A 14782-nucleotide genomic window follows, 5' to 3' on the forward strand; every position below is an offset into this window, starting at 1 on the left:
ACGGATTAGGAATGAACGGCGTTGGCCGCCGCCGATTGCACCTGCTCATGAGCGTGATACGAACTTCTGACGAGCGGAGCGGATTCGACGTGGGAGAAGCCCTTCGCAAGGCCGTCGACCTTAAGTTGCTTGAACTCGTCCGGATGAACGTAACGTTCGATCTTGATGTGGGAGGAGGACGGCTGCAGGTATTGGCCCAGTGTCAGGATATTGCAATCCACCGCGCGCAGATCGTCCATCGTCCGATGGACTTCCTCGATCGTCTCGCCGAGTCCGAGCATGATGCTGGACTTGGTCGGGATGTTCGGCTGCAGTTCCTTGGCTCGGCGCAGCAGCTCCAGCGTACGGGAATACTTCGCTTTGGCGCGAACGCGGTTGGACAATCTCTCGACCGTCTCGATATTGTGGTTCAGGATATCCGGCTTGGCGTCCATGACGACCTTGAGCGCGTCCCAGTTGCCCATGAAGTCGGGAATCAGAACCTCAACGCTGCACAAAGGAAGCTTGCGGCGAATCGCCCGGATCGTCTCGGCGAAGATGGAAGCGCCGCCGTCTTTCAGGTCGTCGCGGGCGACCGAGGTCACGACGCAATGCTGCAGGTTCATCTGAACCGCCGCATCGGCTACGCGTTCCGGTTCGCCCAGGTCCAGCTCGGTCGGAAGGCCGGTCTTGACCGCGCAGAAGCGGCATGCCCGGGTGCAGATGTCGCCGAGAATCATGAAGGTCGCCGTACGGTTAGCCCAGCATTCGTATATATTCGGACAGCGAGCTTCTTCGCACACCGTGTGAAGAGTCTTGTTCCGCATCATATCCTTGATCTCTTGGTAGTTCTCTCCGGTAGTCAGCTTGATCCGAAGCCAATCCGGCTTCTTCGGTTTGGAGCTCGAAGTCATCGTAAGAAACCCCCTGTTTTCTGTCACCTTATTATAGCAGGTTTCACATAAAAACCAATGATCTGCTAACTCTAAACCTTATACGCACCAGATGGGGAGGCTCGTGTAGATGTTGCAATGGCTTCGTTGGAGAAGAAATCGCCATACAAAGTTATGGGCGCTGGCCGTCGCCGGATGCATCGCTGCATCGACGCTGTCGCCCGCCGCCACGGCTCAGGCGGCTCCTTCGGATTCCGAAACGGATTATCGCAAGCTGCAAGAGCTATACGACCATATCTCGGTTCTGACGGGCCTGACCTGGCAATCCGTGGCCGCGATCGACCGCTACGAGCGGACGCTCTCCCGCACTCATCCGAAGACAAGGCCCCTTGGCGAGCATTCGCTGTCGGGAATTTACGTCTCTCCGGAACGGTGGGCCGGCTATCTGAATCCCGATTCGGCCGATACGAACCCGGATTCCATTCGGGTATTCGGAGGCATCGGCTTGGACGGCACGGGAGACAACCGCGCCGAGCGGGAGAACGACGTGGACCGGCTCTATACGGTCGCGCATCATATTCGCACCTACGGCAGCGCCGGCGACGACTTCGCCATCGGGCTGTGGGAATACTACCAGAACACCCGGGCGGTTCAACGGATCCTGCAATTTAACAAGATCTATTCGACCTTCGGCAAGCTGGATCTCTCCCGGCACGTGTTCCCGCTTCCGCACAACTCCATATACGCCTATCGCAGCACCTGGGGCAACAGCCGCGGCTGGGGCGGAGTCCGAATTCACGAAGGTACCGATATCTTCGCGAGATACGGCGTTCCAGTGCGCAGCACCTCGTTCGGAATCGTCGAGGTCAAGGGCTGGAATCCGTTCGGAGGCTGGCGCGTGGGCATTCGCGATCTGGACAACCTGTATCACTACTACGCGCATCTAAACGGGTTCGAGAAGAACCTGAAGATCGGCGAGGTCGTGACGCCCGGACAGATCATCGGCTGGGTCGGCAACTCCGGCTACGGAAGGCCCGGAACCCAAGGCAAGTTCCCGCCTCATCTTCACTACGGCGTCTATCGGGATCGGGGCTTGGTCGAATGGGCCTTCGATCCCTATCCGATGCTCCGCCGCTGGGAACGCGCCGAGCAGCGTTCGCTGAGGGTTCATAAAGATTAAGGAATAACCGGTTGAAAAGGGTCAGGCGTCCGAAGCCAAGGCTTGTTCGATCTCCTCGCGCGTCGGAATCGAAGCTTGAGCGCCAGGGCGGGTCACGGCGATGGCCGCGGCGGCAGCGGCGTAACTCAACGCTTCTTCCATGGGCAGACCGTTCGTTCCGGCGGCGACAAGCGCCCCGATGAAGGTGTCGCCCGCCGCCGTCGTGTCGATGGCGCGAACCTTGCGAGCGGGGGCGAAGAGTCTCTCGCCGTCCGCTCCGGCGTAATACGCCCCTTTGCTGCCGAGCGTGACCAGCGCGCTGCCCGCCCCTCTTCGGATGAGCTCCGCCGCCGCGGCGGCGGCGTCTTCTTGCGAGACGACCGCGAGGCCGGTCAGCCCTTCCGCCTCCGTCTCGTTCACGACGAGCAGGTCAATTAACTCGTAAGCTTCCTGTGGAATAGGGCGAACGGGCGCGGGATTGTAAACCAGACGGACATGGCCGATCTCGCGGCACATTCTCATCGCCTGCAGGTTCGTCTCCCAAGGAATCTCGTTCTGCAGCATGACCGCCTTGGCGCCGGCCAACAGCTCCTTGTCCACGTCGCCCGGAAGCACCTGGCCGTTGCTGCCTTCCGCCAGAATGATCTGATTCTCTCCGCTGTCGGAAACGGTGATAAAGGCGAGGCCGGAGCTGCCCGGCTTCGCGCCGACGTGCTTCGTGCCGACGCCGTAGCCGCCGAGCGACTCGCGCAGAACGGGCCCGAACGAATCCGTCCCGACCGCTCCGACCATCTCCACCTGACCGCCCGCAAGCGCCGCGGCCACCGCTTGATTTGCTCCCTTGCCTCCCGGCAGATAGCTGACGCCCTTGCCGTGAATGGTCTCGCCCGGCAAAGGGAACTGTTCCACTTGATTCACGATATCCATATTGATGCTGCCAATTACGACGATTTGACTCATGCGGGCTCTTCTCCCCATCGTTTTTCTTCATGTTACCATAACCGTCCAAGAAAGAACCAGAAAGCCGGATCCGGAGCTCTTAGTCGACTATTCTCGTAAGGCCGCAGAACTCCAGAAGCGAATACAGGATTTGAAGGCTGCGATAAGGCGAAGCCGCACCTTCCTTCTCTAGCTGGAGAAGCAGCGCAAAGTAAGCTTCTTTGTGCGCTTTACCCAAGAAATCCGGGAAGTCCCCGTCGACAAAGCCGGTAATTCCGTCATACAACGCGCTGGCAAAGGCGTTACACTTGTTCAGCTTGGCCTTGGTCGGCTTCTCGCTCGTAAAGCGCCAAGCCCATAAGCGGGCGATCGCTTCGAAATAATGATAATGGTACTGGCGATAAAAATCCGCGGGATAGCGGAACAGCCCTTCCTTTTGAAGCTGCGCCGAAACGTCTTCCGCCGCGAATGCATCTCCGTTGCCGTTCGAGAGATCATATCCCATGCGGTTGCGGACGGTGGGGTAATGGAGCAGAACCGTATTCTCGTAGAAGGGATCCCGGTTATCGCGATCCTCCTCCCAGAATTCCCTATCCGCCTGAGTCGCATGAGGCGGGTAAGCGGACGGGTACGAGAGGATTTCGACTAAGTTATCCGACAATAACGGAAAATGCTCAAGCTCCCGGACCTGCATCCTTGCTCATCCCTCTCCATAATGGAAAAATTAGTTAACCCAATAAATCAACATTAACAGACTTCGCGCAAAAAAACAGCACTCCGCGGCCGACGACGGCAGGGAGTGCTGCTTGGAATGCGGAAGCATAAGAATTCGAGCTTGCCTAAAAGCTTGAGCGTGTTTGCGATTAACGGGCCATCCAGCCGCCGTCCACGCAGAGGACGTGACCGGACATGTAGTCGGAAGCGGAGGAAGCGAGGAATACGGCCGGACCGATCAGGTCCGTGTTCAGCCCCCAGCGGCCCGCCGGGATCCGCTCCAGGATCTGGCGGCTGCGGTTCTCGTCGTTGCGGAGCGCCTCCGTGTTGTCGGTCGCCATGTAGCCCGGCGCGATGGCGTTCACCTGCACGCCCTTGGCCGCCCATTCGTTGGCCAGCGCCTTCGTCAGGCCGGCGACGGCATGCTTGCTCGCCGTATAGCCGGGAACGTTGATGCCTCCCTGGAACGAGAGCAGCGACGCGATGTTGATGATTTTGCCCGAGCCTTGCTCGAGCATCTTGCGGCCCGCGAGCTGGCTGAGAAGGAAGACGGAGTTCAGGTTGACGTCCAGCACTTCCTGCCAATCGGCGTACGAGTGGTCGGCGGCAGGCGTCCGGCGGATAATGCCCGCGTTGTTGACGAGAATGTCGATGCGGCCGAATTCGGCAATGGCGCCGTCGACAATCCCCTGCAGCTGCGCGCGGTCTCCGACGTCGGCCGTCACGATCAGGGCGCGTCGCCCCGCGGCTTCGACCGCCTTCTTCGTCTCTTCCGCCGGGGTCCGGTTCGTCACCAGCACCACGTCCGCTCCCGCTTCCGCGAAGCCGACCGCGATTGCTTGTCCCAAGCCGCGGCCAGCTCCCGTCACGATCGCCGTGCGTCCAGTCAGATCAAATAGCCCTTTCAATGGTCAACGAGCTCCTCTCGTATCGACGCAAGGTATCTTCGTCCAGCCCGGCGTCTGTAATAATCGTATGAATGTCCTCTAGAGCGGCGAAGGTCAAGAGAGCGGCGCGATCGAACTTGGCATGGTCGGCCACGCAATAGATCTCCTTGGCGTTCTCCATATAGGCTTTCTTAAGCTCGATAAGCTCGCCCGTGAACACGGTCAGCCCGAATTTCTCGTGAATGCCCGTCGTCGACAGGAACAGCTTCTGCACGTTCAGCCGTCCGATCCAATCGATCGCCTCGTTGCCGATCAGCACGTTGCGCTGCCGATAGCCTCCCGGCACGACGAGGCGAATCCGGTCCTTGCCGATCAGCTCCCTCATGATCAGGAGGTCGTTCGTCAGCACCGTCAGCGGCTCGTTCGGCAGACGCTTGGCGATCTCCAGGGTGGTGCTGCCCGCGTCGAGGGCGATGATGTCGTCCGGGGCGATGTAGCGAAGCGCGCGCTCGGCGATCGCTTCCTTCTCCGTCAGCCGCTTCGTGTCCGGAATCTGCAGTGGAAGCATCGACTCCGCTTCATCCCCGGCGGATACCGCTCCACCGTGCGTCCTCCGAAGAAGTCCCTTCTCCTCCAGCTTCTCCAGATCCTCTCGAACCGTCTTCGGCGTGACGCCGAAACGCTCGCTCAGCTGGGAGACTTGCACGGCCCCGTCGGCCAGGAGAAGATCCAGGATAGCTTGATGTCTTGCGGCTGCCAGCATGCATGGAACCCCTTCCGTCTAGCTTGTTAATCGATTACTTGAAGGCTCTCGCCGGAACCTCGTCCATGTCGTCGAACGTATAATTTTCCCCGGCCATCGACCAGATGAACGTATAGTTGCTCGTGCCGACGCCGGAGTGGACGGACCACGGCGGAGAGATGATCGCTTGTTCGTTCGCCACGACCAGGTGGCGGGTCTCCTGCGGCTCGCCCATCATGTGGAAAACGCGGGCGTCTTCGTTCAGGTCGAAGTACAGGTAAGCCTCCATGCGGCGGTCGTGCGTATGCGAAGGCATCGTGTTCCAGACGCTGCCCGGCTTCAATACCGTGATGCCCATCATCAGCTGGCAAGTCTGGATGCCGTCCGCGTGAAGAATGCGGTTCAGCTCGCGTTCGTTGGACGTCAGCTGGGAGCCGAGATAGCGGGTGTCCGCGTCCCCGATCGCCATCTTGCGCGTCGGATAAACGGCGTGGGCCAGGGCGGAGCAGAAGTAGAGCTTGGCCGGATCGGCGGCATCCTTGCTCTCCAGCTTGATGTCGCGGTTGCCCTTGCCCACATACAGGGTGTCGAGCTTGCCGAGCTCGTGGCGCTCTCCGTCGACCGTTATGACCGCGTCGCCCGCGATGTTGACGAAGCCGATCTCGCGGCGCTCCAGGAAGTATTCGGTCTTCAGCGTGTCGGGAGCTTCGATCGACAGAGCTTCCTTGACGGGCTGCGCGCCGCCGATGACCATTCTGTCTTCATGAGTATATACCATATGAACTTGATCGGCTTCAAACAGCTTCTCGATCAGAAAATGCTTGCGGAGTTGCTCGGTATCGTAGCGCTTGGCATCGGACGGATGCGAAGAATGGCGGATTTCCATGAATGAGTCCCCCTCGTTTGGTTTCGTTCGTTTTTATTATAACACACATTTACGAACATTTGTGAACGAAAGGGGAAATTATTTGGGGTTCGTTTTATTTGGCGAAAAGAAGGATCCGAAGAGCCTCTTCGCTGGCTTCCGGCGTCAGCTTCGCATACTGGGACGTCTCTCTCACGATCTCCAGTTGATCTAACGATGGGGTAATCCACACCTGAAAATCCGCCTCGATAGCAAACCCGTCTCTTCCGTTCTCCGTCCCGACTTCAATGGCATAATCAGGCGGACGAACCATGGACACCTTCGCGTTCGCGAACGGAGCGTTCATCAACGTCTCCGCTATCCTTCTCGTTTCCTCTCGGTCTTCGATGACCCTGTCGTCCCCCTTCGCCGGCCGAATTCGGACTCGGACATCGTCATTCGCCTCGTACCCGGTCGGAGACGGAGCTTGAACTTGGGCCGCCTCTTCATCCGTTATAGGGGACATCGCCCGGGGCTTCGCTCCGCTCTGCGTTTGCTCGCACGCTGAGGTTACTCCAACCGCTAACAGCAGGCAGACGAGCGCCAACCGCTTTCTTTTCATCCCCTTCCACTCCTTTGGATCGATCCTTATTCCTCCTAGACGCGATTATCGGGAAAAGGTTCCTAGGTTGACGGTAGAAGGGGAAATCGGCGGTCCAGGCAGGGGGCGTGCATCTATTCGAAAAGGTGTGTTATCCTTTTGAGCGATACGGCCTGTAATAGGAGGAAACAAGGTGATCATCAGCCAAACGGAATATCATGCGAACGGAATGGCCTACCTCATCCGATCGTCCGCCGATGCCGACGCGAGAGAATTGTCCGAATTAAGGCTGCGAATCGACGGAGAGACGGAGAACATGGACAGGGAACGCGGAGAGGCTTACCTAGACGCATCCGGGTTCGAACGGATCATCCGCGAGGATTCGGGCAGTCCGAGACATTTATTCTTGGTTGCCGTCGCCGATCAACGGATCGTGGGCTTCTCGAGATGCGAAGGCTCTCCTCTCAAGAGATTGTCCCACAAAGTCGAATTCGGCGTATGCGTGCTTCAAGACTATTGGGGATACGGGATCGGAACCAACCTACTGAGAAAATCAATCGAATGGGCCGACTCCAACGGGATCAAGAAGATGGGCCTGAACGTCCTGGAGACCAACTCGAAAGCCATTGGCCTGTATCAGAAGCTTGGCTTCGAGATCGAAGGCATCCTAAGGAACGATAAAATCCTCTCCGACGGCAAGCCCTACAACACGATTGTGATGGGGAGACTCCATGGCGGCGGGTGAACCGTTGTCGAAAAAGTTGGGGGTGACGAAGGGAGATAGGTTGGGGTGCGGCTAAGGGAGATAAAGCTGGAGTGGCAGCGAATGGAGATAGGGTGGGGCATGGCGAAGGGAGATAGACTGGGGCATGGCTATGGGCGATATGGCTGGCGTATGGCGGTTGGCGGTTGGCGGTTACAGCTACTCGACCTTGACCAACGGCTAACGGAAGTGACAGACGCTTAGACGCCAGAAAAGAGCGGTTTTGAATTCTAACGGAAGTGAGCGACGCTTAGTTTTGTCATTTAGCCTCAATGAAGGGGTTATTGCCAAAATAAGGGCTGTGGCTTCCGTTAAAATCCAAAAGGCGCCGATCCGCGTCTCTAAGGGTCTCAGAATTCCGTTAGAATGAAGAGCAGCCTAGGCGGCGCGTCAGGGATCATCCCTTACGCCGCCTTGCCGCTTATATCGAGCCGGCCAGCCTGCCTCCGACCAGCCTCCCGCGAACGAAGACGGCCTCGCGCGGCGCCGCGGCGGCCAGCGCGTGCAGCGGATTCTGCGCATCCGCGAGGAGGAACGTGGCCGGATCGCCCACGGAAGGCTCCAGCGCTCCCGTCGCGATCAGCGGATACGTCTTCGCGAGCTCCTCCTCCGTGATCCAGCCCATTCTCTCCGCCAGGCGGGAGCCTCGCGCCAGCATGTCGCCGTCGCCGAAGGGGCTCCAGGAATCCCGGATATTGTCCGTTCCTACGCCGACGGCGACCCCTGCGGCAAGCAATTGGCCCACGCGAGGCATCGGCCGGTCGATCGGCACGCTCGTTAGAATGGCGACGCCCTGCTCCTTCAACTGATGCGCCGTATCCAGCGCTTCCCCTTCGCTTGCTTGCCCCAAGCAGTATGCATGGCTGACGGCCGTTCTCCCCTGCTTGGCCGCCTGCCGCGTGAACTCTGCGAACAGGCTGATCGTGAAGAGGCCAAGATGGCCGGGATCGTGCAGGTGCAGATCGACTCCCGCGTCGAATTCGGCAGCGAGCTCGAAGGTCGCTTCCAGTACGCGCTCCGGACGCCGGTCGAGACCCGCGGGATCGACTCCTCCGACCAGGTCGGCGCCCGCCCGCATCGCCTCCTTCATGATCGGAATCGAACCCGACCGCAGCAAGCCCTGCTGCGGGAAGGCGACGATCTCGATCTCCATCCGGTCTGCGTATTCCTCCCGGATTCGCAGAGCGTCTTCCAGATGCCGCAGGCCAAGCTGCGGATCGACGTCGATATGCGTCCGGATCCGGGTCGTTCCTTGGCTCAACATGAGGTCAAGCAGCCGTCTCGCTCGCTCCGCGGCCGTCGTCGGCAGCTCGGAGAGCATTTTCTTCTCGAATGCCAGCTGGCCCGGCAAGGTGACGAACGGCTGAAGCGGCTTCCACGGCTCGCCGAGAAAGTGCTTGTCGAGATGGGTATGATGGTCGAACAGAGTCGACAGATAGAGAAGCCCATTGGCGTCGTACACGCCGGCAGCCTCTTCCCTTCCTTCAGCGAGGGAGGGGGAGATCGACAAGATCGTGCCTTTCTCCGAGTCCACGCTCAAATCAAACAACTCGTTTCCTATTCTTACATTAACGAACGTTGCGAAACGCAACCGAACCACTTCCTTCTACCGATTTGATGCCGAGGACCGAACCTGAGCCGGGGTCAGAGCCGATGAAGAATCCGCAGTCTTATACGCGGACATATCCGCTAGTGTATCCGCAGCCAGATCCGCACTCGAATCCTCAAGCGAACCCGCAGCCAGATCCGCACTCGAATCCTCAAGCGAACCCGCAGCCAGATCCGCACTCGAATCCTCAAGCGAACCCGCAGCCAGATCCGCGCTCGAATCCACACTCGTATCCGCCAGATTCACACGCGATCCCGCAGCCGTATCCGCTCCCGACGCCATAGACATCTTCCCGCCCCGGACCTCAAGCGACCGTCCCGGCGCCGACTTCGTTACTCCTGCCGTCCGGTCATAGACGACTCGCCCTCCTAATAGCGTGGCCGTGACGCGGCAGCCGAATTCCCTGCCGATATACGGGCTGTGAGGATGGCGATGCAAGAGATCCTCTTGCCGCAGGCGATAGCCCTCGTTCAGGTCGACAAGCGCCAGATCCGCCGACGCGCCGACCCGGATCTCTCCCTTCCCGCCCTCCAGGCCGAAGCGCCTTGCCGGTTCATAGGAGAGCAGCCGGCTGATCTCGGCAAGAGGAATTCCCCGCCGAAGATGCCCTTCGTCAATCATAAGCTCTAGGGTGCTCTGAGCGCCAGCGATGCCTCCCCAGCAATCGAACAGGTTGCTCGACGCCTCCTTCATCGAGGTCGGGCATGGGGAGTGGTCGGACGAGATCATGTCGATCCTTCCTTCGCGGATCGCCTGCCACAACGCCTCCCGGTCCTCCTCCCCGCGCAGGGGAGGAGCGCACTTCGCCGCCGGACCGATCCTCTCCAGATCGGCGTCGGTCAGCGTCAGGTAATGCGGGCACGTCTCCAGCGTGACGTCCATCCCTTCCTCCTTCGCCGCCTGGATGACGGCGACCGCCGCGCCGCTGCTGATGTGCACGAAGTGCAGCGCGCAGCCCGTCTCCCGAGCGTAGCCGATCGCCCTCTCCACCGCCTCGACCTCCGCTTGGACGGGACGGGTCGCCGTATAGTCGGCCGCCGTCCAGCCGCCGGCGGCTCGGCTCTCCGCGGTCAGTCGCGCGACGAGCGGCTCGCTCTCGGCGTGGAGCGCCAGCACGCGGCCCAGCTTGGCGATCCGCCTCATGCCTTCGAGCAGCGTGCGGTCGTCGACCTCGCGGAACGCTTCCTCGTCCGGATCGCCGGGCGCCGACATAAACGCTTTGAAACCGATGACCCCGGCTTCGCTTAGCGCCTCCAGATCGTCCAGATGCTTCGGCACTAGGCCGCCCCAGCAGGCAAAATCGACCTTCGACGCCCCGATTCCCGCTTCTCTTTTCATCCTTAGCGCTTCAACGGTCACCGTCGGGGGAACGCCGTTCAGCGGCATATCGAAGTACGTCGTGCACCCGCCGGCCGCGAGCGCGGAAGAGCCGGTCTCGAAGCCCTCCCAATGGCCGAAGCCCGGCTCGTTCAGGTGCACGTGGACGTCGATCGCGCCGGCCATGACGTGCAAGCCTCTCGCATCCATGCTGCTCGTCGCTTCATCGGGGCGGATCCGGCCGATTCGCGCGATCCGTCCGTCCTTGATTCCGATGTCCGCGGGGACGGTCTCGCCGCGAAGCACGACTTCTCCACCGATGATCGCAAGATCCATCTCCTTGGAATTCATAAAATTTCCTCCTTCGATTCGGATTTGGATAGAACGATGCCGGGCCGTCGGCAAGCGTCGGACCCGGCATGGCTTCTTGCTTATTTGAACTGGGCCTTGATCAGCGAGGAATCGACTTCCTTGAGCAGATCCAGGTTATGGTACGTAGTCGGCGCCGGGATCGACTTGATATTGCCGACGTCCTTCAGGTACTCCCCGACCGGGTTGCCGTTGCTTCCGTTCACGTAAGTATCGTCCACGTCCATCGAGTAGACGTTGCGGCTCATGATCTCCTTCAGCTCGGCTTCGCTCAGGTGCAGCTCCGGAGCCAGAATCTTGATCGCCTCGTCGCGGTTGTCGTTGATGTATTGCGTCGCCTTCTCCAGAGCTCCCAACAGCGCCTTGATCGTATTCGGGTGCTTCGCGAGATAATCGTCGGTGACCTGCATCGTCGTATGCACGCTCATCCAGTTGACCGCTCCCTGCTTCTCCGGAAGCTCGCTCTTCGTTCCGCTGAACAGGAACTTGCCCCCGCCTTGGATCGCTTTCGTGATGAACGGCTCCCAAGCCGCCATCGCGTCGATGTCGCCCTTCTGCAGCGCGACGACGGCGTCGCTCGGCGCCAGGTTGACGAACTTGATCTTGCCGATGTCGACACCGAGCTCCTTGCCCATGTTGTCGATGGCTATCTTCACGTCGGCGCCGTTCGGGATGCCGATCGTCTTGCCTTCCAGATCCTTCGCGCTCTTCAGCTCCAGGTTCTTCGCGCCGACGACCGCTTGCGTTCCCGCGATCTGGGCGAGAGGAGCGACGACCTTGACCCCGATTCCGTTCGACTTGAGGATGATATCCATGAAGTTCGTCTGAATGCTCACCGGCGCGCTTCCGCCGGAGACCATCGGTCCGATATCCGGTCCGCTCTCGATCAGCTTGCTCGTGACGTTAAGGCCGGCTTCCTTGAAGTAGCCGAGCTTGTCGGCGATGATCTGCTGCGAGGAGATCTGGGCGTCGCGAACGCCGATCAGCGTCACGTCCTTCGCTTCGAGCTCAGCCGCCGGAGCGGCGGCGGCGCTCGAGCTTGGCGCGGCCGAAGGAGATTCGGAAGCGTTCGAGGAATTGCCGTTGCCGCCGCATGCGGACAGCACAAGCGTCATGACACCGGTAAGAACCAAGGCGGACAAGCGAATTTTTTTTGTTTTCATCTGGTTTCCCTCCACTTTTCTTTTTCTTTGATCTTGCGTCGTACCCGATTCCCGTTACTTCTCTACGGCGTCGTTAAGGCCGCCCTTGCGCCAGGCGAGCACCCTCCTCTCCAGGAGTTTCAGGATGACGGAGAACAAGCTGTATTCAATGCCGATCAGGATGATGGCAACGAATATATTGGTGATCTTGAAGTAGTTGCGGGCGTCGACGATCATGTAGCCGAGCCCGGAATCCGCGCCCATCATCTCCGCCACGATCAGAGCCCCGAACGACAATCCGAGGGCGATCTGCGCGCCGATCAGAAGATTGGGGACGGCGGACGGAATCATGATGCGGGTGAAAATCTGCCGTTGGGACGCGCCAAGGCTTAGAGCCGAGCGGATGAGCGTCGACGGCACGGACTTGAAGCCCTCCACCGTATTGACGAGCACCGGAATCATCGTCGTCCAGGCGATCAGCAGCACCTTCGGGAACTCGCCGATGCCGAACCAGATGATGAACAGCGGCAGCAGCGCGAGCGAAGGAATGGGGCTGACCAGGGACAGCACGGGATTCAGCCAACGCTCCACTTGCCGGAACTTCACCATCAGCACCGCGAGCGCGATTGCCGTTCCGGCCCCGTAAGCGAATCCGATCAGGATGCGGATCGAGCTCGCCAGGACGCTGTCCCAGATAAGCCCCGTCTTCGCCAAGTCCCAGCCTTCGGAGAGCAAAGTCGTCGGAGCCGGGAGGAACAAGGGATTGAATAGCGCCGCGCTCTCGTTGATGCGGGAGAAGGCCTCCCAGACAACGAAGAACAGCAGGTACGGCAGCACGTTCCAGATCGGCGCGTAGCCGGACTTGCGCTTCTTCTTGCGGACGACGCGGTGCGGCGCCATCGCGGCCGGATCAGTCCCGGCATGGGCGTTCGCGTCGGCGATTCCCGTTGCTTGAATGTCGCTCATGCCGGCACCTCCTCGTCTTCCATGAGCAGCCTCTCGATGCGGGCCATCGCTTCGCCGAAGCCGGGAGACTCGTAGCTGCGAGGATGGGCAATATCGACCTCGAAGATATCGGCGATCGCCCCGCGTTTCATGACGACCACGCGGTCCGCCAGATAGACGGCTTCGCTGATGCTGTGCGTGACGAATAGGATCGTCGGCTTCAGCTTCTCGTAGATCCGCCGCAGCTCGCGCTGCATCATGTCCCTAGTGAGGATGTCGAGCGCGCCGAACGGCTCATCCATCAGCAGGATGTCGGGGCTGCTCGCAAGCGCCCTGGCGATGCCGACGCGCTGCTTCATGCCGCCCGACAGCTCCGCCGGGTAGTGCGACGCGTGTTTTTCGAGCCCGACGAGGGCGAGGAATTCCTTGGCGATCTCCCGCGCCTTCTTCTTGGGCATTCCCTGAACCTCCGGTCCGAACGAGACGTTCTCGAGCACGCTGTACCAAGGGAACAGCGCATGGTCCTGGAACACCATCCCCCGCGCTTTCGACGGCCCTTGGATCGGCTTGCCGTCCACCTTGATCTCGCCCTCGTCCGGGAACATGTAGCCCGCGACCATGTTGAGCAGCGTGGACTTGCCGCAGCCGCTGTGGCCCAGAATGCAGACGAATTCATGCTCCTTTACGGTGAGGCTGACGTCCTTCAGGATGGTCCTCTCCCCGAAGCTCTTGCCTACCCGCTCCACTGCCAGTTTCATGGACTCCCGCTCCTTCATTTGTGGATAAGCGCAAAATTGCATCCATTTTCCGCCGAATTGAAATACGAGATTGTATACAATCTTGGGTATAAAAAAGCGGCTTCCCTTATCGCCTGTTCGCGACCAGCCGGTCCGAACGAAAGATATCCGCCAGCGAGAGCGACCTGTCTTCCGTCTGATCGAATCTCAGCGCAGCCTCGATCTCTCCCAGATGCTCCATCATGAGCCTCACGGCTTCCTCCGCGTCTCCTTCGCGGATCGCCTCGAGGATGTCGCGATGGTCCTTGCAGCTTTTGTGCTTCTGCTCCCCGTACAAGGCGATGACGACGTAGGTCAGAGAGACCAGCTCTTCCAGGTACCTCGCGTAATAGGAATTGCCGGAGACCTCGGCCAGCAGCAGATGGAAATCTCCCGTAACCCGAATCGCTCCGAGAATATCTCCCTCGTGCTGGGCTTTATCCTCGTCGTCCAGCAGCTCCTTCAGGCGACCGTACCTTTCTTCGTTCATATAGAGGCATGCTTTGCGGATGGCCGCTTCCTCGATTACCCGCCTCGTCTCGAATACTTCCTTGGCTTCCTGAATGCTCGGGCAGGAGACGAAGGCTCCCCGGTAGGGAATGATCGTCACCAGCTTCTCGCCCGCCAGCCTCCGCACGACGTTCCGCACGGGAGTCCGGCTGACTCCGAACGATTCGGCGATGACTTCCTCGACGAGCTGCATGTTCGGGCGAAGCTTCTGCTCCATGATCGCCTGCTTAATCGACTTATAGATTTCGTTCTCGATCTCAAGAGGCATGATGTTAGATCTCCTATTGGATTCTGGGGCGGCTTCCGCCCGATTGACACCTTGATCGTAATTTACGGCCGTATGTGCGTCAACATATCTAACGTTAATTGATTCGAACATTGGAAAATTAACCATCGTGAAGCGATATCATTCGTCACCAAGCACAAATACACTCAGGTAACTAACACACACATGACACGAGAAATTCGTTTATAAAGCAAAAAAAGAAGACGCCTCCCTCGTCTCAACGAGGGAATGCATCTTCGCGAATGACGGTGCGGATCGCGCCCCATTCCGATTTTCGTCTGCTTTCGATACTCCGCCTATACGAACC

Annotated in this window: 15 protein-coding genes; 2 read left to right on the forward strand and 13 right to left on the reverse strand. The window is 59.5% G+C overall.

Annotated features, from left to right (window positions below; genetic code table 11):
* Positions 1–5: 5 nt before the first annotated feature.
* Complete coding sequence (gene lipA / locus ELR57_RS16360; RefSeq protein ID WP_370452283.1) at positions 6–920, reverse strand: lipoyl synthase; 915 nt, start codon at positions 918–920, stop codon at positions 6–8.
* A gap of 82 nt (positions 921–1002) precedes the next feature.
* Between lipA and ELR57_RS16365 the strand changes: the two genes are divergently transcribed.
* The gene (locus tag ELR57_RS16365; RefSeq protein WP_126960174.1) at positions 1003–2052 is read left to right on the forward strand and encodes a M23 family metallopeptidase; all 1050 of its coding nucleotides are present in this window, start codon (positions 1003–1005) and stop codon (positions 2050–2052) included.
* Positions 2053–2073: 21 nt separating this feature from the next.
* On the opposite strand, the gene rbsK is transcribed toward ELR57_RS16365, so the two are convergent.
* From rbsK to ELR57_RS16395, 6 genes are all read right to left on the reverse strand, one after another.
* Positions 2074–2991, reverse strand: coding sequence for a ribokinase (gene rbsK, locus ELR57_RS16370; RefSeq protein ID WP_126960175.1), 918 nt, complete (start codon positions 2989–2991; stop codon positions 2074–2076).
* A 79-nt stretch (positions 2992–3070) separates the two neighbouring features.
* Positions 3071–3664 (reverse strand): hypothetical protein, encoded by a 594-nt coding sequence (locus ELR57_RS16375; RefSeq protein ID WP_126960176.1) that lies wholly within the window; start codon positions 3662–3664, stop codon positions 3071–3073.
* Positions 3665–3833: 169 nt separating this feature from the next.
* Positions 3834–4592, reverse strand: coding sequence for a 2-dehydro-3-deoxy-D-gluconate 5-dehydrogenase KduD (gene kduD, locus ELR57_RS16380; RefSeq protein ID WP_126960177.1), 759 nt, complete (start codon positions 4590–4592; stop codon positions 3834–3836).
* On the reverse strand, positions 4576–5334 hold the full coding sequence (locus ELR57_RS16385; RefSeq protein WP_126960178.1) for a DeoR/GlpR family DNA-binding transcription regulator: 759 nt from the start codon (positions 5332–5334) through the stop codon (positions 4576–4578). Before ELR57_RS16385 ends, kduD begins: the two co-directional genes overlap by 17 nt.
* Before the next feature lie 34 nt (positions 5335–5368).
* Positions 5369–6199, reverse strand: coding sequence for a 5-dehydro-4-deoxy-D-glucuronate isomerase (kduI, locus tag ELR57_RS16390; RefSeq protein ID WP_126960179.1), 831 nt, complete (start codon positions 6197–6199; stop codon positions 5369–5371).
* A gap of 94 nt (positions 6200–6293) precedes the next feature.
* Positions 6294–6779, reverse strand: coding sequence for a hypothetical protein (locus ELR57_RS16395; protein WP_126960180.1), 486 nt, complete (start codon positions 6777–6779; stop codon positions 6294–6296).
* Positions 6780–6951: 172 nt separating this feature from the next.
* Here ELR57_RS16395 and ELR57_RS16400 point away from each other — a divergent pair, with 172 nt between their 5' ends.
* The gene (locus ELR57_RS16400) at positions 6952–7503 is read left to right on the forward strand and encodes a GNAT family N-acetyltransferase (RefSeq protein ID WP_126960181.1); all 552 of its coding nucleotides are present in this window, start codon (positions 6952–6954) and stop codon (positions 7501–7503) included.
* Positions 7504–7942: 439 nt separating this feature from the next.
* Here ELR57_RS16400 and ELR57_RS16405 read toward each other — a convergent pair whose 3' ends face one another.
* The 6 genes from ELR57_RS16405 to ELR57_RS16430 all read right to left on the reverse strand — a co-directional run bounded on the left by ELR57_RS16405 (position 7943) and on the right by ELR57_RS16430 (position 14457).
* The gene (locus tag ELR57_RS16405; protein ID WP_238162576.1) at positions 7943–9055 is read right to left on the reverse strand and encodes an amidohydrolase family protein; all 1113 of its coding nucleotides are present in this window, start codon (positions 9053–9055) and stop codon (positions 7943–7945) included.
* Between the two features lie 72 nt (positions 9056–9127).
* Positions 9128–10798 (reverse strand): allantoinase AllB, encoded by a 1671-nt coding sequence (gene allB, locus ELR57_RS16410; RefSeq protein WP_238162556.1) that lies wholly within the window; start codon positions 10796–10798, stop codon positions 9128–9130.
* Positions 10799–10878: 80 nt separating this feature from the next.
* Positions 10879–11979 (reverse strand): ABC transporter substrate-binding protein, encoded by a 1101-nt coding sequence (locus tag ELR57_RS16415; protein ID WP_238162557.1) that lies wholly within the window; start codon positions 11977–11979, stop codon positions 10879–10881.
* Between the two features lie 54 nt (positions 11980–12033).
* Positions 12034–12858 carry an ABC transporter permease gene (locus tag ELR57_RS16420; RefSeq protein ID WP_126960320.1) on the reverse strand — a complete coding sequence of 275 codons (825 nt, stop codon included), beginning with the start codon at positions 12856–12858 and terminating at the stop codon, positions 12034–12036.
* A 62-nt stretch (positions 12859–12920) separates the two neighbouring features.
* The gene (locus ELR57_RS16425) at positions 12921–13661 is read right to left on the reverse strand and encodes an ABC transporter ATP-binding protein (RefSeq protein WP_126960183.1); all 741 of its coding nucleotides are present in this window, start codon (positions 13659–13661) and stop codon (positions 12921–12923) included.
* A gap of 106 nt (positions 13662–13767) precedes the next feature.
* Positions 13768–14457 carry a GntR family transcriptional regulator gene (locus ELR57_RS16430; protein ID WP_126960184.1) on the reverse strand — a complete coding sequence of 230 codons (690 nt, stop codon included), beginning with the start codon at positions 14455–14457 and terminating at the stop codon, positions 13768–13770.
* Between the last annotated feature and the right edge of the window lie 325 nt (positions 14458–14782).

It is taken from the genome of Cohnella sp. AR92 (assembly GCF_003990975.1).
GTDB lineage: Bacteria > Bacillota > Bacilli > Paenibacillales > Paenibacillaceae > Cohnella.